The organism is Halobacteriovorax sp. CON-3 (assembly GCF_043196995.1).
In the GTDB taxonomy this organism is placed as follows: domain Bacteria; phylum Bdellovibrionota; class Bacteriovoracia; order Bacteriovoracales; family Bacteriovoracaceae; genus Halobacteriovorax_A.
Genome location: NZ_JBEBNA010000001.1, coordinates 1,684,187 through 1,710,001 on the forward strand (window position 1 = coordinate 1,684,187; position 25,815 = coordinate 1,710,001).

Below are 25,815 nucleotides of genomic sequence, written 5' to 3' on the forward strand. Positions count from 1 at the left end.
AACAAGACAACAAAAACTAAATCTAAGAATAAGGAGTCACTATGAGTGTAAGCGCGATTGGGATTGCTTGTAAGAATATTGAAAAAACTATTCAATTTTACAACTTATTAAACTTTGATTTTGAAGAATATGGAAAGGGCCATTATGAGGCCACGCAAGAAAATGGACTACGAATCATGCTCGATTCATTCGATTTGCTTAAAGAGATTAATAACGATTGGAAAGAGCCTATAAATTCTGGAATCACTCTATGTTTTCAACAAACAACTCCTAGTGAAGTAGATAAGCTATTCCAACGTATCGTCGACGCTGGTTTTGAAATCGAAAAATCACCATGGGATGCTTTTTGGGGACAAAGATACGCTTCAGTTAGAGACCCAAATGGAAATCAAGTTGACCTCTTTGCTCAGATTTAAGACCTTACAAAAAAAGGCCCTCGCCAAATGCGAGGACCTCTTTTCTTGCCCACAGACAGAAGCTGCGAGCTGAGCAGTCCTCCCGAAGGATTCCTACCATCTTCATAATAGCATCAAAACAGGTTCATACATTTAATTTCATCTTAATTTTTCATAATGATAACTACGTAAAATCTAACCTATTGTTAAGTGGGTCCTGCTCTAATAAAATGGTTTTAGCTTAACTAGAGACTGGAGAAATAGATGTTAAAGTTTATCGTGCTTTTAAGCACCCTACTAATTACTTCATGTGCAACAAAAGTACATGGCCTAAGAAAGACGGCCGATTTCACATATACAAATGTTCAAGCAGAACGATTAACAATTGCAGGGATAGTCCATACTGGAGAGAACTGGGATTATAAGAAGCAAATAAGTACAGCAAATCAATTTCGTGTCGAATTACAAGAAAAAAGAAGAGACTTACTCGTTGATAATGCATCACCACTGATCAAAAAAATTGGTCGAGGACTCTATCGTGAGATACTACGTGAAATTGAAGAAGATGGAATTCTCAGTGAGAAATCCCTTACGATATTAGGACAAAATATAACGAAACGTCGCTACCTTGTCTTTGCCAGAATTGAAAGTGACATAATTGAAAATGATAGAACAGAATCGGCTATAACAAACGCAGAAGGAAAAGAAACCGGCGATCGTAATTTAACAACGACGACAAGAAGAAGTATGGATATTAACTTCTCTGTCTATGATATTAGAAATAAATACCTTGCCTGGAATGGTATAATAAAGAAATCAGATCGTAATGACTTAGAATACACAATTAGAAAAAGAGACGGTGTAGACAAGATCATTGATCTAGTCTCGGCCTTTTCATCTAAGAAGAACACTGAAAGTATGAATAAGAAATACCCATTCCCTAAAACACCAGTTGATCGTGATATCTTAGCCTATGCGTTTAGAGGCTTTGCCGAAAACTTACCAAGTAAGGACTAATGGAGATTAAATGAAGACAGAATTGATGACATCTTTCTTAGGTTATTGTGCAGTTATAAATATGGGTTTTTTATTACTTTCAACAGTAATGATTCTCATATTCAAAAAACAAGTAATTGAGATTCACGCTAGTATGTTTGGAATTAAAGAAAAGAAGTTCCCTAAGATGTATTTTAAATACCTAGCGAACTTCAAGTTACTTGTGATTGTGTTTAATATAACACCTTATCTCGTTTTTAAATTTATTCTATAGAGTCATTACTGTATGACTAATTCAATCTCATCAAGAGGGATTTGCACGACTTCAGTTTCGTCATGAACGCTTGTAAGTTCTGCAAATTTCCTATCAGCAGATAGAACAATTACACCATCTTCAACGTCACCATTAGTCAAACGAACCGATACAAACTCACCTTCAAATGTTTGTACTTCTTTTCTTGCAACATCAACTGGATCGATAGCAGAGAAGTGATAAATCTCATCAAGTGGAATCTTATATTTTACACCTTGCTGATCTTGAAAACTAATTGTTACCCCATCTGTTTTGAAGTTATGACCTTTTATATCTTCAAACTCAATATTATTCAGGACACGCACCTGGATTTGATCAGAATTTGTTTTTCCAATTTCAGCAGCTAGAAGTAAACGATAAATTTCAACCGAGCTTAGTTCTTTGCCATTAATTGTTGAGATCTCATTATAAGAAACTAACTGATGGTTACCGTAACCTCTAATTTCAAAACCACTTCGAGTATAGCCTACAATCTTACCATTAACCTTGCGTGCATTTTCTTTTAGCACAAGATTAACCTTTGCAAATGGCTCAATTTTCTTAGGTCCTAAGAATGATCCAACAGCATCAAGACAGTTGTTGGCAACAGCTTCACTAGCGATGGTTCGTTTAGCTTGCCTAGAGTCTGCAATATAGTTTTCAGTAAAGTAAAAAGTAGTCGCACCAATTGCGAGTACGGCAACACCGTACTTTAGGTCTTTTATATTCATGGAGTTCTTATCGACAACTTGAGCAATTTACTTAAGTAATATTTTTACCAAGCTTTAACTGTGACTGTAATGACATCCTCATAATCACCAGTCGATGCATTTGTTGGAACATTCCCTAATTTCACATAGATAGGATAGCTCTCAGCATTGATTGAAGTGGCATTATTACGCTGAAACATGAAGGTCTCTTGTCCAGCATTTGAAAGAGATGCGTAATTGTTTGGTCCCACCTTAACTTGATAAGGAACACTACTTGCTGCATTCTTTAACAAAGAGCCATTCTGTGAAGTCATATAAACACCGAAGCCTACATTACCCTTCACATTCAGAGTTGCACTCTTTACATCCTGACTCGTTAAATTTCCAAAATTCATTATATATTGAGTAGAGTTAGGGTCATGAGGAGAACCCAAAGGAACTAAGCTTAGCTCAGCATATCTTGGAACAACTAACTGCAGATAAAAATACGCAGTCGTTTCATACTCAAGCTGGCCGTTGTTTTTAATACTATAGAAACTAATTTGAATATTATCGCCAAAGTAACCAGAGCCACTTGAAAAGACAGTATCGAGATCAACCTGCTTAATATAAAAATTCGACTGATAAGAGTTGTATCTCACTGGTAAATTAATCACACTATACTCACCAGCTTGAGTTGCATCCGACACATCTTTAAGAACTGTAGCCATATTACTGTCACTATATAAGTTATAAGGAATCGAATTATTAGAAGTCGATGCCATACGATTATAGTTCCCAGCTCCACCAGTACTATAGAAGGCCCTAATGACTTCACATTGAGCTGCGTTTCTAGAACGTGAAATTGTAATAGGGTGGGAAACAGCTTGAACGCTTGAAGATATTGTCCCAACAAAATTATTTACGCTAACATTTAAGTCGCATTTTGCCGCTAAAACAGATGAGACACAGAATGTAGCTACTAAAGCTTTAAACAATGTCATATTAATTCCCCTCTATCTCAATCGTACCAATATCAATGATCCCACGGGATTCTTGATTTATCGAAATATTTTTAACTTCCTTACCACTTATTTTAAGTAAACTTGTTTCATTATCAACACCATCCACAAAGAAGTAACCTTCTCGATCAGTGAAGAAGACCTTCTCCCCTAACTGACAGATCTCCAGTGAAACCGGTCTTCCATTACGTGTAATTTTCCCCTTAAGACTTAGAAGGCCATTGTCACTAATATTGATAAGATGTCCTGATTGATAAGTCGGATAGAGAACAAACTTTTCTTTCTCCAGTGTTGTTCCATAATCGAGAGCAGTTGGGTCTAGTTGTACTTCACGGTATTGATATGGAACCATATCAGTTATTGCAAGCTCCCCAAAGAGCGGAGTTTGAGTGTCTGCATGAACTGATGTTGATTTAATAATAAGCTTTTGATCTTTTAAAGATTCTTTAGTTTTAAAGAGGGCAAAACTATTAGTATTAGAACGAGATTGAGCGTAAGCAAGGCCATTATCATACGCGAATAATGAAGTCGTCGATATCCCGAATCCTATCTGATTATAATCTTCACCATTCTTTTCATGAGCATAAGATGCCTTGAAAAAGTAATCGGCCATAGGCGTTGGCATACTAGCACTTAAATTTAAGCGACTATTAACTTCATCGTCATCTGCGGAAACTGTATATCTCGGCTTATATAGCTCATTACTATTATCTTTTGTGTAAGACATTCGACTTGATTTATTTTCAAAATCTCTAAACATTGAAACATAGCTATTATGAGAAGGAAAAGACCATGTTAAAAAAGCAGAAACAGAGTGATCAGTCGGATTATTTAAATCTTTTGTGCTAGCAGCATAAAGATTTATATTTAGGTTATTAATTGGATTAATATTCAACGAGGTACGGATGAAATTTCGAGAACCATTTCCAGAGTCACGATATTCTTCATGGCCGGCCCCTAGATTTATCGAGCTATGAGAGAAAATAGGAAATGATAAATTAAGTTGATAATTATTTTTAATCGAAGGCCCATTATAGTCGGCCGTAGCCCTAAAGTCTCCACCGAAAACTTCATAGCGCGCTGTAAATGATAGGTTTTCAAGCAAGTATCCTGCGATATCCTGAAATTGCCAAGTCAAAGAAGTTGCATAGCCACTTATATTAAAATTCTTATAATCAGAATAAGCATTCCCCAGAAAGAAGTTTCCAAACTCTGTAGCAATACCATTATAAAGACCAGTTAATTGAAATTTGTCATCTTTTTGATAATAGGCACCTGTTGAAAATAGGTCAGTAAAACCATATTGAACAAGGCCACTATAAAACTCATTATTATCGACATAACTGCGGGTTTTTCCAGAATCATCAGACTTTCTTCCCACACTTAACGAATAATCAAACTCACCTCTTTTTAAAATCGATAGTGATGTTGGGATATTAAATTCTAATAACTGCTTAACACCACTTCCATCATCAATTTCTACACGTACATTATTAATGCCATTAACAAGTGGAAGATTTGATAAACGATAATTACCAGCAGGTAGGATTTCTTTTTTTACAAGAGTCCCGTTAACATAAGTACTAACATTAGATCGTCTAACAATTTGAAACTCTTTCTCACCTTGCGTATAAGGTGTCTCATAAGGATTAATTGAAAACTGTTTCCTTAAATTAAAACCACCTATTGCTTTTGATTGCATAAAGCCTAAGCGGCCCGTTGTAGTATCCCCTAACCTCGTTCGAAGGCGTGAGGATTCAAAATCCTTTGTTAAACTAAAGTCTCTTCGCGTCCAATAAGGATCGCTACTATCTTCATCATCAACATAGAATCCATTCAACTGCAAAACATAGGTTTTTATATTTAAGAAGGAGTTAATATTCAAAGTTAGAGAATCACCACCAAGATACGAATCACCGAAGTTCTTATCAAGAAGATAATTAATCGAACCAGCAAATGGGGCAGCCTCAATAGTTTGACCAGCGTATTTAATTTTTGGGTTTTCTTCTAACGAATAGAAAACAGATTTTAGACTCTCTACAGGTATATCTAATACCACCTGTAATGCCTTAGAATCATAACTTAGAGTATAAGGAATTGTTGAAGTAGCAACCCACTTCTTAGAAGTGTCGACTAATTTATATTTTTCATCCTTAACGATGCCTCTAATCTTTTCATTTAGTATGACACTATCAATATACTTTAACTGGCTTCCTTGAAGTTTTACTGGAATATCCCCAAGAGATTTCCCATGAAGAATAAGTTCTAATTGTGCTTCATAATTAACTTCACCAAAGACACTACGAAATAGCTCAGTTTCAGACTGAGCATAAGCAGTTAAAGGACTCAATTGAGACAGGAATGCAACAAATAGAATTGGTCTATAATTACTTATCAAAAGACGCTCTTAACTCATATCCATTTTTTAGGTTAATTGTATTATTAAATTCAAAGTATCGTGTCGTATTGGCCAAAATATTTTGTCCATTAAGCTTTGAGAGCTCTTTAGCTGGGATCGATAACTTCTGATCACCTTTTACAAATTCAAACCTTACGTTCTTTAGGTATTGATGAGAATTTCCCTTATTAGCAATATAAACTCGAATCTTTTTTCCAACATTATAATGACTCGCTTCAAGTTTAGGTTTAAATTCCTTCTTCGTTACATATAGAACATTCATATACTTGAGCAGCATCTTAATACCACCACGATTCTTATTATTAGTACTTCCACGCTTTAAAGGGACTTGCTCAGCAACAATTCGATAAACTTTTTCAGAAGAGATATTCGTATCTCCCTTCCAATCCACACGAATAGTTTTTCGATCCCCTGGCGAGATTATAAGTTGAGGAGGGAAAACACTCACATCATTTGTCTTAGGAAGGGACTCGCTTCCGTCTTCTTTTTGTATTCGTTCAAAGACATTTACCGTTACAGGAATCATTTCAGATGACGTATTTTCGATTTGAAATTGAGTAGCCTTTTGCCCATTGCTTAGATCAATTGTTTGACTAGTAGGCCTGAAAGTAAAAGACATTAAAAGTGGGAAAAGTGCTAATAAAATAAGTAACTTCAAGCTTCCTCCATGACAGCTTAGACCCTATTTATTATACACAAATTTTAATTGAAGATGAATTAATGAAAGGAAATTTCAATCATTGGATGGCCATTCTTCTCAGACTTTTTAACATCATAAGAATTCTTATCAAGATTAGACTTAATAGCATCATTTGGCTCTTTAGTACCGACCTCATCAACGACTACAACAGACGCTGGAACTCTTCCTCTCAAGTGTAATTCTTTGGCCTCACTCCCGTAAACACTGAGTGAAAGAAGGGAGGTGACAAATAAAAAAGGCAGAGTACAGTATTTCATCACTCTGCCTATCGGATATCTGACTAAAAAACTTAAGTATTAATTAGCTGCAATCGTTAAAGTAACCGTATCAGCGTATTCACCTTGAATAAGGTTTTGGTGATCGACACCAGTATAAGAAATTGCTAAATCCTTATCGACATTCACACTTGCCGCAGATGAGAATGTGAATACATCAGTAGTTGATAAATCAACAGCATTTCCGTCATAGCTTAATGCATAGTCGATTGACGATGAAGTAACTGAATTGTGAACTAGCTTTCCTTGGTTTGCTGAACTAAAAGAAACAGTATAACCACTATTTGAGTTTGAAACCTCATTTACAGTAGCAACTTTAGAGTCCACTTGAGTAGTGTCTAGAGGAAGAGCAGATGCAACGGCCTCTGGTGTAACACTAATTGACAATAGTGCAGGAACTTGCCCTTTTAAAACAAGAGTTCCAGTTGTTGCCGCGTAAGCAGTTGAAACCATAACGAGTGAAGAGATGAATAAACCTTTAACAATTTTCATAATTTGCTCCTATATATTAATTAGAGATTAACTCTTAAACATACTGAAATTACTGCAACAATCATGCCACCAGTAGTCACAAGATTTCGATTAGATACATCTCCATTATCTGCCTATAAATTAATCAAGTGTCATTTTTTGATCAATTTTAGGTACAAAAGTGTAAAGATCTTTGTCTAATTACAAAGATGTTCACATTATAATTTTACCTTTGATTTTGCTGATTAGGAAACTAAGAAAATTACTCTCTTTCTTTTTTGGCGCGAAGTATCTTTAAACAAGATAGAAACAGAATCACGGCACCCGCTTCATCGAGGTTACCAATATAGGGAATATTATCTGGAATTAATTCGATAATTCCAGCGGTCGGATTTAGAAGATAGATCCCAGAGACAACAAGGCCTATGAGAGGAAATATTTTAGTTGAAAGTAACTTCATTTATTTTCTCATCAAGATTAGTTTTGCTTAGATAAATTGTAACAAATTTCGTTTCAAACTTACAAAATTGTTAGCGAAACGAGCCTAAAAACTGATTAACATCACTAACAAATACATTTCTTTTACCGAAGTTATAGCAAGAATCTTTAGAAATTGTATAGAAACTCAGGAGAATTATGAAAGCGTTAGTGAAAAGTCTAAGTTTAAACACGAAGATAATTCTGATGGCCCTCATACCATTTGTTATCTTCACTTCAATCTTTATTGCCTACTCTTATAGCTCAACAAAGTCTGCGCTATTACAGGAAAAGAAAAATCAAATTGAGGATGTGACTAAAACCGCTTATCACTTCCTTGAGTCGATGAACGAAAAAGTGGAAGCTGGTGAGTATACATTAAAGGAAGCTAAAGAGATCACAAAACATTACATTGCAAGTATTCGCTATGGACGTGATATGGATGACTATGTTTGGATCAATGACCTTGAGCCAAGAATGATCGTTCACCCAAGTGATGGCCTTAGAGGAAAAAGTGTTAAGACATTTGTCGACAAGGCAGGAAAACCTCTCTTTAATGACGTTGTTGCTCTTGTAAAAAAACAGGACAAAGGTTTTGTTAACTACATCTGGAATAGTAAAGCTGATAGTAATGTATTTGTTGAGAAGTACTCTTACGTTGAGTTATTCAAGCCATGGGGATGGGTACTTGGTACAGGTATCTATGTTGACGACGTTAATGATTATATTTTCAGCGTCTTTCTAAACCAAGCAATGTTCGGTTTTATCGGTCTTATTGTTATTGGTGCATTATTTGCTTTCGTTTTAAAAACAAGTGTATCAAATCCTCTCCTAACAATGGCAAATCAACTTAAAGAAACTTCACTACAAGTCGCTAACGGTTCCAAAGTAACATATAACACATCAACTCAATTATCTGCTGCAACTAATGAACAGGCTGCGTCTCTTCAAGAAACAGTTGCTTCAGTTGATGAAATATCTTCAATGATACGAAGAAATACTGAATTCGCTGAGGACTCTAAAAAGTCAGGTGAGCAGTCTGAGTACGAAGTACAAAACGGTAAACGCACTATCGATGAAATGCTTTACGCTATAGAGAATATTTCAAATAGCAACACAGATGCAATGAAGAAAATGGAAAGTAGTAATAACCAAGTTCAAGAGATCTTAAATATCATTAAAGAAATTGAAGATAAGACTAAAGTTATTAATGACATTGTTTTTCAAACGAAACTTCTTTCTTTCAATGCTTCTGTTGAAGCTGCTAGATCAGGTGAAAGTGGAAAAGGTTTTGCTGTTGTTGCAGAAGAGATCGGATCTCTTGCATCAATGTCTGGAGCTGCATCTGATGAAATCAAAGTATTAATTGATGAATCAATCAAGAATGTCGAAGCAATTGTTTCAGGCACAACTGCAATGGTAAATGAAGTTATTCAAAGCAGTTCAAAAACTGTTGATGCTGGAAGACAGAAGGCCGGCCAGTGTAAAGAAGTTCTCGATAAAATCGTTTTCAATGTACAGAACGTAAATGGAAAAATTACTGAGATCGCAAGTGCATGTAACGAACAAACACAAGGTGTAAATGAAATTACAAATGCAATCAGACTCATCGATGAAACAACAATTCAAAATAATAACTCTGCACAAGAAGCATCTCGCTCGGCCGCAAATCTAAAAGGCCAAGCAGATAATCTCGATGATATCGTCAAATTAGTTATCGACCTCGTCGGTGGTGATAAAGCTGCCTAACCATAAATAACCTTAGTGAGTAGGGCCAACGCCCTGCTCACCTCCCTTATTTCAATAATTTAAATTAAATCAAGCCTTAAAAGTTTTATTAGTCAAACTTTTATTTGACATCATCTACATTGCTGATATTATAGTTACAGATTTAGGATTTATATCGGTTAGATGATGTGTTTCAGTATACTTTTATTCACTTCTTCTTTCTTTTTTATAGCAATTCATTCTTATATTTCTTTTTGAACATTCCCAAAGACTTCATCTGACCGTATAAATTTCCTAATCTGATTCTTAACCAAATATCCCTGCCAATTTCTTTACTCTTCGTCTTTTAGCAAAGTAAAATATTTTTATGGAAAAAAAATTTGAAACATTATTTTATTTTATGAATGAAAATGTATCTGTTATTGAAGTAAAAAAGTTGGGATTAGCTGACGATGCTCCAAAGGCAGAAATCTATCACTGGTTCTTTATCTTGAATGAAGAGTTGTCTTTAGAGAAACTTAAGTTTGAATCTTCATTCGTAGATCACGTCAATGGTAATGAAATCAATGTGCGTACATTTGAGAATGCAGAGTTTCGTTTTGATGATAGCTTTGGTAAATTTCAAAACAAAGAAGGCGGCCACATTATCATGAAAGTTCCTAACAATATTCTTCCAAAACCGCTATCAGAGCTTATCTTAAACAACATATAAAGAACTTTTTTCTCTCTTAAATAAATTTTAATAATACTTAACAATGAATTTATTATTTATTTAAGGGAGAGGTATGAAGGTTTTATTTCCGATTTTAATTTTATTTTTTCTAACTTCATGTGCTGCAAAGTATGGAATTGTTGCTGGTGCGCAAATGCCGACTTATGAAGAAAAGACAACTATCGATAACCTATTTTCTCCTAATGTCAGTCTTGGTCCGTATAAAACAGATGGTACGGGCTTTCATATTGGAATTTCAGAAGAAACGAATTGGCTGTTAACAAAAATTTCTTACTATCAAAACACTTATGACGAAGCGACATATGAATTAGAATCAAGCACAATCAAAACAGACTTGAAAGAAAGCGGTTTAATGGCAACTACGGCCTTTAAGCTCTGGTGGTTTCAGCCTCTATTTGGATTCAAGTACGTTAATCGCGAATATAGTAATAGTGATGTTTTAGAAGATGACTCTTACTTACTTTGGACTTTAGGAATGGATATTGAAATTCCAATGAGCAAACGCTTTTATATATATGGTGGTTATCACTATAGCTCAGGTTCTAATGTAAACTTTATCTACGATACCGACTTTACTGTTACAACAATGGTAATGGGATTACGTTATAATTTTTCGGAATAAACCTTCTTCCAAATTTCGAGTAGTTTAATTGGGATCGGTTCTTTTAATAGAGAAACTTTATATTGATCATATAAATATTTGTCTGCGAGATCTTCTATTTTTTCAAATTGAAGATTTCGCTTTTCTTGAATATCTAAATCACTTTGACAATTTCCACCATCTTCTTGATTCGCCTCACATGGATTAAAGGCAATACAACCATAAGGTTTATGATCGACACCAAGTCCACAGCCAAAATTTGGATAGAAATAAAAAGGACACGTGTAGGACTTTCTAAAGTATTCACCTGGACCGATTTGAATATACTTATCAAGACGAAATTCAGAAATACAATCTTCTAACCTTTTCTTAGTTTCATCGTTTAAGAGATCCTTTTCTTCAAGAATTGCTATTGCTTCAAGCGCTTCTATCGAAGTCATTTGCATTGAATTTGCTTCATATGTACAGCAGCGTCCTGTGCATTTAAGACAATCAAGACCAGAAGCTTCATTAGCAAACATTTGTTCAACAAGAAGTTCTCTGCGCTCTTTTGCTGGAGACAATTTTGTATTTGAATATACTTGTTCTAAGACATTTTTAAAGTTCAAAGAATTCCTCTTCTAGTATTAGCTTACTTCCACCTTCACTTCTTTTTACTTCTTCAAAAGAAAGGTGCTCTTTTTGAAAGGACAACATTTCTTCTTCCGTTATGGCCTTAGTTACCTTCATCTTTTTTAAAATAGAATTAACAGTTGTGGATGCATATTCTGTTAATTTTTTATCTCGAAATGATTGTGAGTAAACCTTTGGATTAGGCAGTAACATAGCTAGGAAAGCAGATTCTTTTGGATTTAGGTCAGCTGGACGCTTCTTAAAATAATACCAACTAGCATTCTTAATACCATAGAGTCCTTTCCCAAATTCAATGATATTTAAGTAAGTTTCAAGGATTCTGTCCTTTGTTAACTTCTCTTCTAAGTACATCGTCGTAAAAAGTTCGAAGACTTTACGCTCAAGGCTTCTTTCACTTTTTGTATAAAGATTCTTAGCTAGTTGTTGCGAGATAGTACTGGCACCCCTTAACTTTTCTCCATTTAAGTGATCTTTCACGGCGTGATAAATTTGTCTAAAGTCCACTCCTTGATGATCGTAGAATGACCAGTCCTCACTAACGATGAAGGCGTAGTAAACATGCTTAGGCATAGCATTTAGATAGGCCCAATTTCGAGGTCTCTTAGTTGTTACCAAATACGAAGCAATTTCATCTTTTACAGAGGTCTTCACATAGCCTTGGGCCAGCTTATTAATATTAAGGACAGGCACACGCGATAGCACATAACCTGCTACGACAAATAGTGAGATGATAAATAGTAACGCAATTTTCTTGAACATTTAGCGCACTTTAGCACAAAAAGCCGACTCTTGAATAGTCTATCAAACCCAACAGCTATTACGTTCACCAACCTAAATTTAGACACTTACACCCCGCTAAAGCGGCATTATTTACCCTTTTTTATCAGATCAGCACAAAACCTACGTAAAGGATGACTTTAACCCGATTTTGTTTGTAACCACACACAATCAAACGGAGTTGTTTATGTTGAAGAAGTCATGTCAAATGATTGCGGCATCGTATTGCCTAATGTTCACAAATATTTCCACGGCCCACGCCAATGAGCTTAACGAAAAACCAGCTTTTCCAATTGGAAAGATCAATCAATTAAATGCAAACTACACAAGCCCTAAAGGAACGGGAACAAGTAAGGAGATTGCAATTGAAGGTTTTGGAGAATTTATCAATCCAACACTCGAAGTAGAAAATTACGGTGGAACGCTTATCTTTTCAGTAGATAATGAGTCATTTGAACTCGATCTTTCAACTCTCCAAATTAATGATGCTGATAGAATTGGAATTTCAAATCTCAATTATAATAATGGCGACACTAATATTGGACTTAATCTAAATCAAGTTCAAGCAAGTGGTGAAGGTTTCTCAACACGTCTTTCTGGAACGCGCCTAGAGTGCCAAAAGCAAAGTCGTGAAGGTAATGAATATGAGCAGCTTCTTCAAAATTGTTTTAATTTTCTAAGCCTAAATGTTGGAAGTGCCTATTTTAAAAGTAACGAAAGAAGTTTCTATAACTTAACAAATGAATATGAAACGCTTGGTAGCGCAGTTGAAATTGATGATCTAAAGCTTAATATCCGCGGTGGTAAATTTAGTGGTCACCTTAAAGGAAATGTTTCAAAAGGTGTTAAGGTTAAGTTTGAAGGACGCTCTTCTTATGACCTTGCTAACAAGATTATCAATATTAGAATTGATAAGGCAAAGGCGGGGCTATTTAATGTTCGTCGTACCATTTTCAAAGAGCTTGAAAGATTTGAAAATGATAAAATTGAAATCGACGAACCAAATATTTATATAATTCTACAAGATTAATAAAACCGAGAGGATCTTAATTGATCCTCTCCATTAACTCTTCATTTGAATTTAAAATCGTAATTAATTCAAAGTGCTCTTTCGAGATAAATCCCTCAGCAACTGAATTTTCAATATGCTTAATTAAGTGATCAAAGTAACCATTTACATTAACTAAGTAGATTGGCTTCTTATGATATTGAAGTTGTGCCCAAGTTGTAATTTCAAATAACTCATCAAGAGTTCCAAATCCACCTGGATAAGTAACGAAGACATCTGAAAGCTCATACATTCTCTCTTTACGAGTATGCATTGTATCGACTTCAATAAACTCAGTTAGACCTTGATGTCCAACTTCCCAGTCAATAAGTGATTTTGGCATAACACCAATAACATGGCCGTCTTTAGCAAGCATCGTATCTGCGATCTTTCCCATCACACCAATTGAGGCTCCACCATACACGAGATAGTGTCCATTACTAACAAGCTTCTCACCTAGGTCTTTGGCATAATTTAAATAAGTTTCACCTTTTCCACTTGATGACCCACAAAATACACATACTCTCATTTTATTCTCCAACTTCTTTATTCAATTCTTCTAGCGAAAGAAGAGATTTAGCGTTCTTCTTTAAATATAAAAAGTACTCTTGGTTTCCACTCTTGCGTCCTTTTATTACACAAGGTTTAAATCCAAGAATCCCAAGTCCCATGGCCTCACATTGAATCTTCATTTCTTCAACTGCCCTTAGGACATAACTATTATCTTTTACAATTCCCTTCTTACCAATACCATCTCTTCCAACTTCAAACTGAGGTTTAAAAAGAACGATCATTTCAGCATCGTCTTTACTGATATCAACTAAATTTTTCCAAATTAAGTTCAGGGAAATAAATGAAAGGTCTACAACACAGAGATCTACGGCCTCGTCTAATTTATAAAGCTCTCTAACATTTGTTCCTTCAAGGTTTATCACTCTTCTATCACTGACTAGGCTTGGTGCAAGTTGCCCATGACCAACATCAATGGCAAAGACTTTAGAGGCTTTGTGGTTTAGGCAAAATTGAGTAAAACCACCTGTACTGGCGCCAACATCTGCAACGAGTCTATTTTCAATGACAACATCAAATGCTTCGAGTGCGCCGGCAATTTTATGAAAGCCACGGCCAACTTCTTCACTACTCTCATTTAGTTGAATGTCATCACTACTTGTAACTTTATATGATGTTTTGGTAATTACTTTTCCAGCAACACTAACTTTACCATCACCTATTACCTGTTGGGCACGACTGCGAGTCGCAACAAGGCCAAGCTCAACGAGTTTTTTATCTAATCTTTCAAAATTTTCTTCTGACATTAATGAACTACTGGTTTGATTTTAATTTTTGTTTTCTGTCCAAGCTCAGGCTCACTGAAAACAACATCTCCTTCAGTCCCCAATTTTAGATTTAGCTCAAAGCTTTTTGAGAGAGTTTTTGATAGGACTCTCCCCTCAATTTTCACCATGGCACCCGGGCCATAGATCTCTTCGCTATCAACAAATTGACCACTTAAGAGAAGATCAATTTTACTCTTCATTACAAATCGACTCATCTTTTCTGGCTGAATATTTTCAATGAAGTGAAGTTCACTCATAAGAATGGTTTGACCCTCAAAGTCCTTTTCGTGAGTCATCACAACTTCCACAAAAATTGTGGCATATGTGTTTAGACATAGAAGGAGAAGTACTAAAAACTTTTTAATCATTAAATTCACCAGTATAGACAAGTTTTGTCTGGCCACCAAGGTAGATGAAGCCATCGACTCTTTTGACGAATAGTATACCACCATTTGTTAGAAATTCTATTTCGTCTCTATGTTCATATTCCTTATCCCACAGCATACAGGCTGCGGCGACATTTCCAGTCCCGCAAGCGAAGGTCTCAGCCTCGACCCCGCGCTCATATGTTCGTATACGCCACTCTCCTTCATCAACTTGATTAATGAAGTTAGCGTTCGAGCCACGAGGAAAGTCCTCATCAAAGCGAACACGTCTTCCAACGGCATCGACATCTACTTCCTGAGCGTCATAGACCATAAATACACTGTGTTCAACACCAGTATTAATATAGTACGAATCTTGAGCGTCTTCATATTTGTTCGAGAGGTCATATAGATCAGCGTCTTTAATGACGGCCATGTGAACCCAGATGACATCACCTTCTATACCTGAAGAGTAGAGCCCACTTCCCGTGGTAAATTTAAAGTCAGTATTCTTTGTTTGCGTCGTACGGCGATAGAAGTCAGTGATAGCACGAGTTGCGTTTCCACACATACTCTCTTCATTGCCATCAGCATTTAGGTAGCGCATATGAAAGTCATACTTGTCACTACTTTCCAGAAAAACCACTCCATCGGCACCGATACCAAAGCAGCGCTGACATAGTTGTTGCCACTTTTGTGTATTGCTGACTTCTTGGGCCCCATCGCGATTATCGATGAGAATGAAGTCATTTCCATTAGAGCTATACTTACTAAAGTTTGTCATGAGAGTATCATTTCATTGTTTTGCGTATTTGACTACTCTCGCCAATTACACATCGCGCCACTGCCACATAGCAAAATTTTGTAGCCAGATTACCAAATCTTAGCTAAATTTATATTTCAAATTACCAACTTATGGGACATTAGCTCAGTTGGTTAGAGCCCCCGGCTCATAACCGGGTGGTCACAAGTTCAAGTCTTGTATGTCCCACCAAATATAAAAACCACCCTTGCGGTGGTTTTTTTATTTGTGCGATATTCAAGATTTTCAAGTTTTGATCATGGAACAAGTTGTTGAGGCGGCAAATGCCACGATGGCATTTGAAGCCGAGCATCGCTGACGAGCGAACACGAAGTGAGCGAGAGAGTGCCCCTCGCATAGCATGATATATTCTTGAACACAGGGACCCCCCGAAGGGGGGTTACACTGGAGCGAAAAAATATGCCCAAAGGCATATTTTTATATCGTATATACTAAGTAAAAAAAGATTTTGGTCTAAGTGAGTTCGCGACAGCAAGTCTTGTATGCCGGAAAGCCGCACTTCGCTAGCTCTTCTTCAATCACATCCATCTATGCATCAAAAAAGTGAATCTAAAGCTATTTCAACTCTATTAAATAATGCTCAGATCCCCACCACTTTCCATCGACAAAAGTAAGATTCTCTCTTCTTCCAATAAGTTTAAACCCCATTTTTATAAGGTTTGCTCTTATGGCCTCGTTGAAATCAAAGATACCAGCCTCAACATGAGTGCACCCTTCACGAATTGCTAGTTTTCTGATTTCAGAAAATATATGCTTCGATAACCCCTTTCCACGATGAGATGATTTCCCAATGGCTAAACTTGGCCAACAAACACGTCCCTCTTTATGCATTCCAACAGGATGATTTATGAAAAATGATCCGTATCCAAAATAGTCATAATCATCTTTAATTATAAAAGCGATTTTATCCTCTTTAGAAAATGCTTTCTTAAACTCATCTACAGAAAAGGAAACGGTGAAGTCTTCATCATCATTTTGAAGGAACCAATTATTTACGACTAATTCATCTGCAAGCCATGAGCAATAAGCTTCTGCCTGTAGTTCATTATTTGGATCAATTTTTTCAATCGTAATATTCATAATTTCTTTCTCTACTCTATTTAGACTAATCAATTCAGGCACATAGATACGACTAAGAATATCTTCCATTTGCATACAAAAAAGCCCCTGTTAAACAGAGGCTGATTTCTACTGCTAATAGAGCCCTTACTCGGGAAGGGGTAGAAGAATTATAACATGAATAAAGTTTCAATAAAAAGTCCTTTCTCCTGCTCAATGACGAGCATCCATAGGGAGAAATCATGGAGGATTTTTTATTGCTAATAGAGTAAGTAATCTGCTTACTTAATCTATTGATTATACTGAGCAAGTTCTAACTCGGGAAGGGCGAGGAATCGCCCTTCTTTTTTATGGACGCTATAAATCTATATTCCAACTTATTTGAAATTTGAATTTATTTAATAACTTAGGGATTATGGACACATAGTTCATAAAGTGACATCAATGTCCCACCACAGATTTTTTGGACGAACATTTCCCACTAAGTTATGAAAAACTCTGATAATCTTCCTGTATGAAATTAAGAGAAGCTACTATATCTGAAATGAATGAAGTTTATATGATGGGATTTGATGCATGGTCAGATAATATGAATAAAGAGTCCTATCTTGAATCTTGTGCTAATTCACCTAAATATAAAAAAGGGACTTGGTGGATACTAGAAAACAATCAATCCGAACTACTTTGCTCACTTATTGTATACCAATTTGAAAGTTTCAACTTTGGAATCGGCTCTATAGCAACTCCAGTGAGTTTACGAGGTAATGGATATGCCTCTGACTTAGTTAGTAAAATTTGTACTCACCTAGAACAAATAAATAAGGCAAAGGCGATATATTTATATTCAGACATAAAACCTGAGTTTTACGAAAATCTAGGCTTTGTCAAAGTGAAAAAAAAATTACAACTTTATAGCTCATCTACTTGTATGATCCGTAGCTCTATTTCATCTGATAAATTTAAAGTTCCAAAATATTTTTAAAATCGAGTGGAGGTACGCGATACCCTATAATAATTAGAATAACTTACAAGGCTGTCGTTTCGTATTATTGTAAATTTCCGTTGAATTTCAAAAAACATATTAAGTGTACTTAATAAAGCCTTATTAATATTTTAGCATAAACATATAATACAGCTAAAATTCACAAAACAAGCCGTCTAAAAGACTGTAAACGCCTGTAATAACCACAGGGTATCGCGTACCCCATATACCCCATATTTATATAGTCTTACCTAATTGAGTAGCATACTCTAAGGCAGACTCAAGAGATTTTTTATGGCGTTTATCGCCAAATTCTTGATACTCAGACTTGATTTCAAAGAAGTAATCAACACCTAAATACTTACTCATTGTTTTCACGTGAGGCCCCAAATGGTTCATCATTTCTCTCATTCCGCCTGGCTCAAATCCAAATTCTCCACTAGAAGTACAAAGAATTAGCTTCTTTCCAGAAAGAATAGGTTCTAAAGGAAAGTCTCCTCTAGAGAGGTCAAAAGTGAAAGTCTCGTTAATTCTAATAATCTGATCAAACCATGCTTTTAGTATAGCCGGTAGCCCATAATTGTACATTGGTGAAGACAGAACAATAATATCGGCATCTCGAACTTCTTTAATATACAAATCAGATTCAGCAAGTAAGTCAATTTGAGATTGAGAGCGTTTATCATTTGGTGTAAACACCGCTGCTATCCAATCATTAGTAATAAAACTCGGTGGGCAATCTGCCAAGTTCCTATAAATGAATATAAACTCATCATCAACTCGTTCTTTAATACTGTCGACAATATTTCTTGCGAGTCTTCTTGAGATAGAGTTCCAACCTGAATTTTCATTATCTAACCGTCTCGGGCTAGAGTCTACATGTAATACTGTTTTCATAAACACTCCTTTATTTGTATTATGAAGTGTAAGACTATTTTTACAAATGAAAGCTTATAAGCTATGAATGAATCTAATTCATCCATAAGGTGTAAAATGATTAATAATTTAAACAGTATAAAAGTTTTCTACCACGTTGCTAAAAACTTAAGTTTCAAGGATGCAGCTAACGAGCTAGCACTAACACCAACGGCGGTATCTCACCAAATCAAAAACCTAGAAAATGACCTTGGAATAAAACTATTTATTAGAAAAACAAGAATGATAGAACTTACAAAAGAAGGAGAAATTCTTTTTAAAGGAGCAGAAAAATCTCTCCAAGCAATCGATCAATCTCTAGGAGAAATAAATAAGAGAAAAAATGTCATTTCAATTTCAACAACAATGGCATTCGCAAGTCACTGCTTAATCCCCTATCTCGACAGTTTCGAAATAGAGAATCCTCAATATGAGATCGAAATTTACTCATCAAATAAATTAGAAAGCTCAAATATGAGAGGTGATATTGATCTCTTTATTCGCTTTGGTCCAATTCCAAACAAAGACGTCATTATTTTAAAAAAAGAGAAATTAAGATTTTTTATTTCAAATCACGCATATGAAAAAGCTTTAAAAAGTAAATGCATCTTGCAAGTGGAGTGGGAAAATAAAAGTTTAGAAGTACAACAGACACCATCACTAAAAGGCTTTAATAAAGTTAAGAAGTTTCGCAGCGAGGAACATGCACTCAAGGCAGCGATTAATGGCCAGGGTGTTTTATTTTGTAGTGAAACAATTTGTCAAAATGACTTAGAAAATAACATTTTAAAGTATTTCAATACAAAGAAACATCTTGAAACCGATTATTATTACTACCTCACCACTAAGAAAAAGGGTAGAAAAATTGAAGACTTTAAAAGGTGGATCTCAGGTATATTGAACTAAAATTAAGTTAAGGTACGCGATACTAATCACAAAGAGACATCCATTTCCCACCATAAAAAAAGCCTTCTACAGAGAAGGCCTTTATTTTTTAAAATAAATTTAAGACTCAGCTGTGGTGGGATCAATAATAGTTCCAACCTTAGCAATACTAGTAATAGGAAAATCACCCTTATGAGCGTGTTCCCTAATAAGATCTTCATTAGGAGCAATGTACTCACAATAGATCTTATCATTTGTTACATAGCTTTGTACCCACTGAATACTTGGTCCCATTTCCTCTAAAACATCACAAGATTTCTGAGAGAGACCTTGTAGATCCTGTTGCGATAATTTACCAGCACCAGCAAGCTCCCTTTCAATGATGTATTTTGGCATGATAACTCCTTAGTTTAGATTATGTACGATGACTCTACACCTAAAGTGTTAACCAACTATCAAAATTAATATTAGAAAGTATAATAGTGTTTAAACCATTTAGATCAACAACACTGAGGAAAAGTTATTTTGAAAAAATACTAATTATTCTCAACTCTGATTTTTTATTGAAATTATTCACCCAAATTTCCCCTCTTCCATACATAAGCCCCGTTGACTTACAGAAAAAGGAATCTTGATCTTGTTTTAGAATTATTCTTTTAATTTTTTTATTAATAATAGAATCGTAATTTTGTATAAATTCACTTTTGCTTTTTACAACTTTTTTCTCAGAAAGCCTCAGAGGATAGTTAATCATACTGGCAAGTTCTGTTTTTTTATCTTCTTTAATATGGCCAACTAACTTGCTGTGAAATTTCAAAAAGTCTTTTTTATCTTCAAGTCCGAGAGAATGCTTAACATTACAACCAGAGCTTTCTTTTGTAGCTGGAGTCAAAATTGGATCATTTGCAAAAGCACTCAAGCTTATTAAAGTTATAATTAAATTTTTCATACATTTATCATCTCTTATTTTAAACAATATTCCCTTACTTAATTTCAGATATTTTCTTATATGAGTTCTCAAAAGAAGAAAATAACTCCTCGCATCTATCAATAGCGTCATTTGCAGAAATAGTTGTCACTGAACACTCTTTTCGAACAACATTATAAGAGTCTAAACTTCGAGCAGCAGATCGTCGTAGTTCTTTAAACTCATCACTTGTCGTTCTTTCAAAGAAAGACTTTAGAGAGAGCATCTCTTTTTGAATCTTAAGTGAAGCAGAAATATTATCAAGTATGCCTCTCTCATGGTCATGAGCAACATCGATAAAAATACCCATAAGCCTAGGTGGCAACATATTTGAAAAGAGAGCTAAACCTAGCACCTTCTCGATTCCAATGGAGTCATTTAAGACACTGCTTGGATTAGTATTAAGATATTGTGCAAATAATGTTGGTGAAATTTTCTTATAATTACTTTGAGAGCAAATATTAGAACAGAAAGACTTTATCGAGTTAGCTTTTAAAAGATCATCGACAATAATTCGTGCGCTAGTAGCGGCATTTGTCATCTCTCGCATTTTCTCTACTCGCGAGACCTCTTTATTATCCTTCTCATTATTTTTATCGTTTGATTCTTCAATAGCAGCATTAGGGATCACATTCTCTTCATCAGAATTATGTAATTCTTTATTATCATGCTTATTAGATTTCTTATTATTAACTTCAATTACTTGGGGGTCTGCGACTTTAATGCCCTTAACAACATAGACTGTCGTTCCTAAGAAAATCATATAGCTTACGATGACAATAGCTATGATTGCGACAATAAAAACCTTTATCAATTTTTTAAATAATTTTATAACTCTCTCCACGAATTAATCTGTCTTTAGCTAATGGTGTGAATCTTCAGGTACCCAATAGGGTGCTGTAATAATCAAATAAATAAATTCGTCATTACCATCATTTATAAAGGCATGCTTTTCATTCGGTTTCGTATAGACCAAACTTCCGGCCTTAATATGATTCTCGACTCCATTAATAATTGCCCTTCCTGTACCGCTAATTACAAAGTATGACTCTTCTCTTTCTTTATGATAATGCTCGTCTGATTTTGTACCTGCAGGTAGTTTTACAATTGCAACAGTATGGTGCTCGCTTGCACCTGTTGAGTCATGCCTTCCAACAAGTACGCTGAACATATCTCCACCTGGAAAAGTTCTAAAATTAACATCTTTTACTGAGTCGATTATTTTCATCAAATCTCCAATAATTTATAAGGTGGCGCGTACCTTTTTCTTAAACTTTTAGAATCGTATCTAAGACCATATCTGATACTTGATGTGATGACCAAGATGAAACTAAATTAGATGTTCTGATATAAACATAGCTAAAAAAACAAGACCCTAAGAACACAAGACATTTAAACTCAAATGGATATTGAGTATGTGTACTAACCATAATCAATGATGGAATAACTATCGCAATCCATTTATTGCGAAATAGTGCTAGAGTAACACCAACAAGTAGGGCCCTATAACTTATTTCTTCATAATAATTAGAGAAAATATTCCCAAGAACACTTTGAGAGTTAATTAGAAATTGAAAATCATATCCGCGGATTAACCAATAAATAATAAAAAGCACAGATAAAGCAAGAGCACTTACGATACCATATAAGAGGGCTCCCTTTATATTAACTAAATATTTTGGGAGTCCTATTACGCCTAATTTGTAAGCAATAAAAATCATAATATATGAGCAAATCGCGCTAAATATTGATCCATAAATAAGTAAGTGACTAAAAAAAAGCTTTGGTTTTAAATCTCCGTTTTTAATATAACCATAGAAAAGATTCATTAAGATATCTTTCCCATAGTACCAACTTACATAATAAATAGTTATGGCCATGATAAACACGGCCACTCTTTTTAAAAGTTCGCAATCTTCATAATATAATTTTTCATTTAAATTAGAATTCATAACCTCTACTATCATTTATTCTCATCATTGGTGCAAAAATCATTTTCTCTATAATATCTATACGGTACGCACCACCTTTTCGAGATTTTGGGTATTTAAACGCCCTAAGATACTTATACATATGAAAAAGAATTGAAATTCAAACACAATATAAATAAAGCTAATAAATTAATACATGCTAAATTAGGAGTAACTAATACGAAGTCTATTATTTTCAAACCAGAAAAGAATTAGCTCTGTAACTTGCTTAATTCACGAAAAGGTGGCGCGTACCCCATAACTAAATTCTTTTTAACAAATTACGATAAGTGCTTAAGAAGTTAAGGCTTTGTTGTCTTTGAGGATATTTGGGAAAATATGAAAAGCTTACTAAGGATTCTAGTAATCCTTTCCTTAACATTTATGACTTACGCTGAAGAATGTGACTACAATAATAGTGTCTCACCAGACTTAGAAAAGGTCCTTAAGCTAGCAGGCCAAGTTGAAGATATTGTCAGATATATCCACGATACTCCTCATGAAGGAGATGACCGCAAGGAAAGAACAGCAAGCTCACCTAAATGGCTAGCGGCCGTTGGAAAACTAAATAATCACTGCTCGGCAAATCTCATTGGAAATGATCTCGACGAAAATTCAAGAGTAGTCTCGACGGCCTTTCATTGTATTGATGAATATATTGAAAGTGGAAAATCGATTTATATTACCTTCACAACCAATGATGGCAGAAAAATCAAAAGAGAAGCAAAGATTCATAAGAGTGGCGATCTCTACGAAGATAGAGCAATCCTTATTCTAGATGAGCTTATTTCTTACAAAGATATCCCTCCACTAGTAATTGGTGACGGTAGCATGATAAACGAAGATGATACTAAGTTAACAATTGCTGGTTACAGTGCAGACACAGGACTTGGTGCGAAAGGTAAAAAGCTTACTTATGATGCAGATTGTGTACTTGGAGGAAAGGGTTCAGATAAAACAGAAAATCACATCTACTTCGATGATTGTTCTGCTTACGGCGGAGCCTCAGGAGGAGCCGCTGTTTTAGAGATTGATGAAGACGGAGAGAAAGTTCCCTATCTTATCGGACATATTGACGAGAGTACAAAGAAAGGTGTCGCCGTAGCATATGGTTATTATGACACCTATTATTCTGAAGATAATTTTTTAAATGAATTATACGATGCAGTTGATGAGTTTAATACCTACGACGACTAGCTACATGTAGGATCAATATCCACATCACAAATTCCACACATCTCTTTCTTATCAGCATACTGTGTGTTTTCACAGTAGCCCGCGTAGTCTCCGTGATCTAAGTGATCTTGGACAGAATTCTTATTGATTGTAATTTCCTTGGCCTTATCTGGATTTCCTGGAGGCACGTGACAGATAATAACTTTATTACCTTGCTTAGGGCATCTAAGAAGCGGTCTTCCCTTGGCAAAGACAGAAGACGTCGTCATGGCCAGTACTAAGAATGTGATTGTTGCTTTCATAATTCCTCCAAAATCTTCTCTATTATACCACCTTACTAGGCCCACACGACATTTACTAAGCTATTAATAAAACAAGAATTTTCAAGATAACTCTAATCAATAATTAATATTCAATAACTCAACATATTGAAATCCTTATGTATAATTGTGAGTATTCAAAAGATTTGAGGGATATATGCCAAATACAAAAATCAAGGAAAGTTACGATTATATTATTATTGGATCAGGTTTCGGCGGTTCGGTTTCAGCACTTAGACTTGCAGAAAAAGGCTACAGCGTTTTAGTCGTTGAAAAAGGGAAAGACTTCTCTGATACAACGAAGTTTCCAAAAACGAATTGGAATCTTCCAAGGTGGATGTGGCTACCTCAATTGAAGTTTTTTGGAATCCAGCAGCTGACTTTCTTTAAGCATATCTCTGTTTTAAGTGGCGTTGGTGTCGGCGGAGGATCACTTGTCTACGCAAATACGCTTCCAAAACCTAAGTCGCAATTCTTTAATCATGGGCCATGGAAAAACTTAAATAATTGGGAAGAAGAATTATCTCCTTATTACGATCTTGCCTGGAAAATGCTTGGAGCGCAAAAGACAAGACATCACGGCGATGCAGATCACACAATGCTTGAACTTGCAAAAAATATTGGACGAGAAGATTACTTTGATTCAACAAAAGTCTCTGTCTACTTTGGAGAGGAAGGTAAAGAAGGTATAGAGGTAGCTGATCCGTATTTTAATGGAAAGGGACCGACTCGATCTGGTTGCATTTCATGTGGAGCGTGTATGACAGGTTGCCGCTACAATGCAAAGAATACTCTCGATAAGAATTACCTTTATCTTGCACGACAACTTGGTGTTGATATCCTGGCCGAAAATAAAGTAATAAATGTTTCTCCATTAGATCATACTAACGGAAAAACTGGTTACGAAGTCACTTTAAAAGAATCGACAAGGTACTTTGGAAAAACAAGAATATTAAAGGCCAATGGTATTATTTTTAGTGCCGGAGTTTTGGGCACGATTAACTTACTTCTTGATCTTAAGAAGACAACGCTTCCTAATTTATCACCAGCTCTTGGTGATACCATCAGAACGAATAATGAAGCGCTTATTTTAAATACAACTTATAAGAAAGATATTGATATGACTAAGGGAGTTGCCATCGGTTCGATTATTGATATTGATGAGCACTCACATCTTGAGCCAACTCGTTACGGTAAGGGATCGGGTTTCTGGCGTGTACTTATGGTTCCAATGATCTCAGAACCTAATTTCTTTTTAAGAATGATTAAACTGGCGATAGAGCCATTAAGAGATCCAATTAAGTGGTTTAAAGTTTTAACGGTAAAAGACTTTGCAAAGCAGACAAATATTCATCTCTTTATGCAACATCTTGATAGCACTCTAAAGTTTAAGAAGGGCATCTTTGGCATGAGGTCAGTTCTTTCAAAAGGTGCTGCACCGACGGCCTTTATTAAGACGGCCCATCAAATGGCAAAAGAATATTGTAAAATCATTGATGGTAAGCCAATGGTTATGTTTACAGAAACCCTAACAGGAATTCCTTCCACTGCACATATTCTAGGTGGTGCCTGTATGGGAAAAAGTGAGAAAGAGGGTGTCATCAACAAAGACAATAAAGTTTTTAATTACGAAAATATGTATGTCTTTGATGGTTCAATGATCTCAGCAAATCCGGGAGTAAATCCTTCATTATCAATTACTGCAATTACTGAATATGGAATGAGTAAAATCCCAGCTAAGAGTAATTAAGATATTGGTG

At 35.3% G+C, this 25,815-nt stretch carries 32 protein-coding genes and 1 tRNA gene; 12 read left to right on the plus strand and 21 right to left on the minus strand.

Features of this window, described 5'->3' with window-relative positions; genetic code table 11:
- The first annotated feature begins 41 nt into the window (after positions 1-41).
- The 3 genes from ABMA72_RS07870 (at position 42) to ABMA72_RS07880 (ending at position 1,665) form a co-directional block, all read left to right on the plus strand.
- Positions 42-416, plus strand: coding sequence for a VOC family protein (locus ABMA72_RS07870; protein WP_103218809.1), 375 nt, complete (start codon positions 42-44; stop codon positions 414-416).
- A gap of 243 nt (positions 417-659) precedes the next feature.
- Positions 660-1,412, plus strand: coding sequence for a hypothetical protein (locus ABMA72_RS07875; protein ID WP_393056732.1), 753 nt, complete (start codon positions 660-662; stop codon positions 1,410-1,412).
- 10 nt (positions 1,413-1,422) lie between these two features.
- Positions 1,423-1,665, plus strand: a complete 243-nt coding sequence (locus tag ABMA72_RS07880) for a DUF6868 family protein (RefSeq protein WP_103218807.1) — start codon at positions 1,423-1,425, stop codon at positions 1,663-1,665.
- A 5-nt stretch (positions 1,666-1,670) separates the two neighbouring features.
- On the opposite strand, the gene ABMA72_RS07885 is transcribed toward ABMA72_RS07880, so the two are convergent.
- From ABMA72_RS07885 to ABMA72_RS07915, 7 genes are all read right to left on the minus strand, one after another.
- Positions 1,671-2,414: a hypothetical protein gene (locus ABMA72_RS07885; protein ID WP_392857727.1), complete on the minus strand. Its 744-nt coding sequence runs from the start codon at positions 2,412-2,414 to the stop codon at positions 1,671-1,673.
- 44 nt (positions 2,415-2,458) lie between these two features.
- The gene (locus ABMA72_RS07890; RefSeq protein ID WP_103218805.1) at positions 2,459-3,376 is read right to left on the minus strand and encodes a spore coat protein U domain-containing protein; all 918 of its coding nucleotides are present in this window, start codon (positions 3,374-3,376) and stop codon (positions 2,459-2,461) included.
- Position 3,377: 1 nt separating this feature from the next.
- Positions 3,378-5,792 carry a fimbria/pilus outer membrane usher protein gene (locus ABMA72_RS07895; RefSeq protein WP_392857729.1) on the minus strand — a complete coding sequence of 805 codons (2,415 nt, stop codon included), beginning with the start codon at positions 5,790-5,792 and terminating at the stop codon, positions 3,378-3,380.
- On the minus strand, positions 5,782-6,471 hold the full coding sequence (locus ABMA72_RS07900; RefSeq protein ID WP_103218803.1) for a fimbria/pilus periplasmic chaperone: 690 nt from the start codon (positions 6,469-6,471) through the stop codon (positions 5,782-5,784). The genes ABMA72_RS07895 and ABMA72_RS07900 overlap by 11 nt, the downstream gene beginning before the upstream one ends.
- Before the next feature lie 59 nt (positions 6,472-6,530).
- Positions 6,531-6,770, minus strand: a complete 240-nt coding sequence (locus tag ABMA72_RS07905; protein WP_392857733.1) for a hypothetical protein — start codon at positions 6,768-6,770, stop codon at positions 6,531-6,533.
- Between the two features lie 39 nt (positions 6,771-6,809).
- Positions 6,810-7,280, minus strand: a complete 471-nt coding sequence (locus ABMA72_RS07910; RefSeq protein ID WP_103218801.1) for a fimbrial protein — start codon at positions 7,278-7,280, stop codon at positions 6,810-6,812.
- A gap of 241 nt (positions 7,281-7,521) precedes the next feature.
- Positions 7,522-7,719, minus strand: a complete 198-nt coding sequence (locus tag ABMA72_RS07915; RefSeq protein WP_103218800.1) for a DUF1232 domain-containing protein — start codon at positions 7,717-7,719, stop codon at positions 7,522-7,524.
- Positions 7,720-7,895: 176 nt separating this feature from the next.
- Here ABMA72_RS07915 and ABMA72_RS07920 point away from each other — a divergent pair, with 176 nt between their 5' ends.
- The 3 genes from ABMA72_RS07920 to ABMA72_RS07930 all read left to right on the plus strand — a co-directional run bounded on the left by ABMA72_RS07920 (position 7,896) and on the right by ABMA72_RS07930 (position 10,819).
- Complete coding sequence (locus ABMA72_RS07920; RefSeq protein WP_393056734.1) at positions 7,896-9,485, plus strand: cache domain-containing protein; 1,590 nt, start codon at positions 7,896-7,898, stop codon at positions 9,483-9,485.
- Positions 9,486-9,831: 346 nt separating this feature from the next.
- Entirely contained in the window at positions 9,832-10,176 is a 345-nt protein-coding gene (locus tag ABMA72_RS07925; RefSeq protein ID WP_103218798.1) for a hypothetical protein, read from the plus strand.
- 73 nt (positions 10,177-10,249) lie between these two features.
- A complete protein-coding gene (locus tag ABMA72_RS07930; RefSeq protein ID WP_393056736.1) occupies positions 10,250-10,819 on the plus strand; it encodes a hypothetical protein in 570 nt (189 codons plus the stop codon).
- On the opposite strand, the gene ABMA72_RS07935 is transcribed toward ABMA72_RS07930, so the two are convergent.
- Positions 10,801-11,406 carry a hypothetical protein gene (locus ABMA72_RS07935; RefSeq protein WP_393056738.1) on the minus strand — a complete coding sequence of 202 codons (606 nt, stop codon included), beginning with the start codon at positions 11,404-11,406 and terminating at the stop codon, positions 10,801-10,803. The two genes, ABMA72_RS07930 and ABMA72_RS07935, sit on opposite strands and share 19 nt — an antisense overlap.
- Positions 11,396-12,190: a transglycosylase domain-containing protein gene (locus tag ABMA72_RS07940; RefSeq protein ID WP_393056740.1), complete on the minus strand. Its 795-nt coding sequence runs from the start codon at positions 12,188-12,190 to the stop codon at positions 11,396-11,398. The genes ABMA72_RS07935 and ABMA72_RS07940 overlap by 11 nt, the downstream gene beginning before the upstream one ends.
- A gap of 205 nt (positions 12,191-12,395) precedes the next feature.
- Between ABMA72_RS07940 and ABMA72_RS07945 the strand changes: the two genes are divergently transcribed.
- Entirely contained in the window at positions 12,396-13,238 is an 843-nt protein-coding gene (locus ABMA72_RS07945; protein ID WP_393056742.1) for a hypothetical protein, read from the plus strand.
- A gap of 16 nt (positions 13,239-13,254) precedes the next feature.
- Here ABMA72_RS07945 and ABMA72_RS07950 read toward each other — a convergent pair whose 3' ends face one another.
- From ABMA72_RS07950 to dapF, 4 genes are read right to left on the minus strand one after another with little or no spacing between them, the layout of a single operon-like run.
- Positions 13,255-13,785, minus strand: coding sequence for a TIGR00730 family Rossman fold protein (locus ABMA72_RS07950; protein ID WP_393056743.1), 531 nt, complete (start codon positions 13,783-13,785; stop codon positions 13,255-13,257).
- A gap of 1 nt (position 13,786) precedes the next feature.
- A complete protein-coding gene (locus ABMA72_RS07955; RefSeq protein ID WP_393056745.1) occupies positions 13,787-14,572 on the minus strand; it encodes a TlyA family RNA methyltransferase in 786 nt (261 codons plus the stop codon).
- Positions 14,572-14,961 (minus strand): hypothetical protein, encoded by a 390-nt coding sequence (locus ABMA72_RS07960; protein ID WP_392857753.1) that lies wholly within the window; start codon positions 14,959-14,961, stop codon positions 14,572-14,574. The genes ABMA72_RS07955 and ABMA72_RS07960 overlap by 1 nt, the downstream gene beginning before the upstream one ends.
- On the minus strand, positions 14,954-15,742 hold the full coding sequence (gene dapF, locus ABMA72_RS07965; RefSeq protein WP_392857755.1) for a diaminopimelate epimerase: 789 nt from the start codon (positions 15,740-15,742) through the stop codon (positions 14,954-14,956). Before dapF ends, ABMA72_RS07960 begins: the two co-directional genes overlap by 8 nt.
- A 133-nt stretch (positions 15,743-15,875) precedes the next feature.
- Here dapF and ABMA72_RS07970 point away from each other — a divergent pair.
- Positions 15,876-15,952 (plus strand) — tRNA-Ile (locus ABMA72_RS07970).
- A gap of 384 nt (positions 15,953-16,336) precedes the next feature.
- Here ABMA72_RS07970 and ABMA72_RS07975 read toward each other — a convergent pair.
- The gene (locus tag ABMA72_RS07975) at positions 16,337-16,936 is read right to left on the minus strand and encodes a GNAT family N-acetyltransferase (RefSeq protein ID WP_392857757.1); all 600 of its coding nucleotides are present in this window, start codon (positions 16,934-16,936) and stop codon (positions 16,337-16,339) included.
- 418 nt (positions 16,937-17,354) lie between these two features.
- Here ABMA72_RS07975 and ABMA72_RS07980 point away from each other — a divergent pair, with 418 nt between their 5' ends.
- Positions 17,355-17,822 (plus strand): GNAT family N-acetyltransferase, encoded by a 468-nt coding sequence (locus ABMA72_RS07980; protein ID WP_393056747.1) that lies wholly within the window; start codon positions 17,355-17,357, stop codon positions 17,820-17,822.
- Between the two features lie 237 nt (positions 17,823-18,059).
- Here the strand turns inward: ABMA72_RS07980 and ABMA72_RS07985 are convergent, their stop codons facing one another.
- On the minus strand, positions 18,060-18,719 hold the full coding sequence (locus ABMA72_RS07985) for an FMN-dependent NADH-azoreductase (RefSeq protein ID WP_392857761.1): 660 nt from the start codon (positions 18,717-18,719) through the stop codon (positions 18,060-18,062).
- Between the two features lie 96 nt (positions 18,720-18,815).
- On the opposite strand from ABMA72_RS07985, the gene ABMA72_RS07990 reads away from it, so the two are divergent.
- A complete protein-coding gene (locus ABMA72_RS07990; protein ID WP_393056748.1) occupies positions 18,816-19,643 on the plus strand; it encodes a LysR family transcriptional regulator in 828 nt (275 codons plus the stop codon).
- Between the two features lie 99 nt (positions 19,644-19,742).
- Here the strand turns inward: ABMA72_RS07990 and ABMA72_RS07995 are convergent, their stop codons facing one another.
- The 5 genes from ABMA72_RS07995 to ABMA72_RS08015 all read right to left on the minus strand — a co-directional run bounded on the left by ABMA72_RS07995 (position 19,743) and on the right by ABMA72_RS08015 (position 22,556).
- Positions 19,743-20,018, minus strand: coding sequence for a DUF4242 domain-containing protein (locus ABMA72_RS07995; protein ID WP_393056750.1), 276 nt, complete (start codon positions 20,016-20,018; stop codon positions 19,743-19,745).
- 124 nt (positions 20,019-20,142) lie between these two features.
- Positions 20,143-20,571: a hypothetical protein gene (locus tag ABMA72_RS08000; RefSeq protein ID WP_393056752.1), complete on the minus strand. Its 429-nt coding sequence runs from the start codon at positions 20,569-20,571 to the stop codon at positions 20,143-20,145.
- Positions 20,572-20,605: 34 nt separating this feature from the next.
- Positions 20,606-21,403: a hypothetical protein gene (locus ABMA72_RS08005; RefSeq protein WP_393056753.1), complete on the minus strand. Its 798-nt coding sequence runs from the start codon at positions 21,401-21,403 to the stop codon at positions 20,606-20,608.
- A 48-nt stretch (positions 21,404-21,451) separates the two neighbouring features.
- Positions 21,452-21,817 carry a cupin domain-containing protein gene (locus tag ABMA72_RS08010; protein WP_392857772.1) on the minus strand — a complete coding sequence of 122 codons (366 nt, stop codon included), beginning with the start codon at positions 21,815-21,817 and terminating at the stop codon, positions 21,452-21,454.
- Positions 21,818-21,857: 40 nt separating this feature from the next.
- Positions 21,858-22,556: a type II CAAX prenyl endopeptidase Rce1 family protein gene (locus ABMA72_RS08015; protein ID WP_393056755.1), complete on the minus strand. Its 699-nt coding sequence runs from the start codon at positions 22,554-22,556 to the stop codon at positions 21,858-21,860.
- Positions 22,557-22,898: 342 nt separating this feature from the next.
- Here ABMA72_RS08015 and ABMA72_RS08020 point away from each other — a divergent pair, with 342 nt between their 5' ends.
- The gene (locus ABMA72_RS08020; RefSeq protein ID WP_393056757.1) at positions 22,899-23,756 is read left to right on the plus strand and encodes a trypsin-like peptidase domain-containing protein; all 858 of its coding nucleotides are present in this window, start codon (positions 22,899-22,901) and stop codon (positions 23,754-23,756) included.
- Here the strand turns inward: ABMA72_RS08020 and ABMA72_RS08025 are convergent.
- Positions 23,753-24,037 (minus strand): hypothetical protein, encoded by a 285-nt coding sequence (locus tag ABMA72_RS08025; protein WP_392857778.1) that lies wholly within the window; start codon positions 24,035-24,037, stop codon positions 23,753-23,755. The genes ABMA72_RS08020 and ABMA72_RS08025 overlap by 4 nt on opposite strands.
- A 175-nt stretch (positions 24,038-24,212) precedes the next feature.
- Here ABMA72_RS08025 and ABMA72_RS08030 point away from each other — a divergent pair, with 175 nt between their 5' ends.
- Positions 24,213-25,805, plus strand: coding sequence for a GMC oxidoreductase (locus tag ABMA72_RS08030; protein ID WP_393056759.1), 1,593 nt, complete (start codon positions 24,213-24,215; stop codon positions 25,803-25,805).
- The last annotated feature ends 10 nt before the right edge of the window (positions 25,806-25,815 follow it).